The sequence below is a fragment of the Massilia sp. Soil_C_3 genome, from assembly GCF_057657035.1.
Genome location: NZ_JBDGJG010000029.1, coordinates 1 through 630, shown reverse-complemented (window position 1 = coordinate 630; position 630 = coordinate 1). Strand labels below are relative to the sequence as shown.

Sequence of the window (630 nt, the reverse complement as noted above, 5' to 3'; positions counted from 1 at the left end):
CGGCTAAGCGAACCGTTCGCAGCGCCGAATTCAAACGTGACGCGGTAGCGCGTCTCAAAGGTGGGTGCAACGCTACCGCGCTGGCGCTCGAGCTCGGCGTGAATCGCAACCAGCTTTACAAATGGGCGAAACGGCTTGACGAGGCGGGTGCTGAGAGCGCGTTCAAAGGCCCTGGCCGCCCGGCGGGAGTAGAAGAAGACGAGCTTGCAAAGCTGCGTCGCGAGAATGAACGCCTGAAGATGGAGAACACTATCTTAAAAAAAGCGGAAGCGTACTTTGCGCAACGCAAGCCGTAAAGTACGCTTTCATTCATCAGCATGCCGGTGACCATCCGGTGGCCATGATGTGCCGCTTGCTGAAGGTCAGCCGTAGTGGCTGCTACGCATCCCGCGAGCGTCCAGAGAGCAAACGCACCAGCCAGGACATTGCGCTGCGTATTCGCATTGAGGCGCTGCATGAAGCGCATCGCCGTGCGCCAGGCACGATAAAAATGTGGCAACTGCTACAGGCAGAAGGCGTGGCGTGTGGGCGTAATCGCGTTGGCAGATTACGCCGCATCTCAGGTATCGAAACGCGGCGTTCTGCGCGCTTCAGGAAGATGCGCACCTATCAAAAAATCGAGCCTGCCGC

2 protein-coding genes are annotated in these 630 nt (G+C 58.6%); both read left to right on the top strand.

Annotation, left to right across the window (positions count from 1 at the left end; all coding sequences use genetic code 11):
* Positions 1-296, top strand: a 296-nt coding sequence (locus AC3A6F_RS25305; protein WP_487686546.1) for a transposase, incomplete at its 5' end; no start/stop codon positions are given.
* Positions 297-352: 56 nt separating this feature from the next.
* A partial coding sequence (locus tag AC3A6F_RS25300; RefSeq protein ID WP_487686544.1) for an IS3 family transposase occupies positions 353-630 on the top strand: 278 nt, incomplete at its 3' end.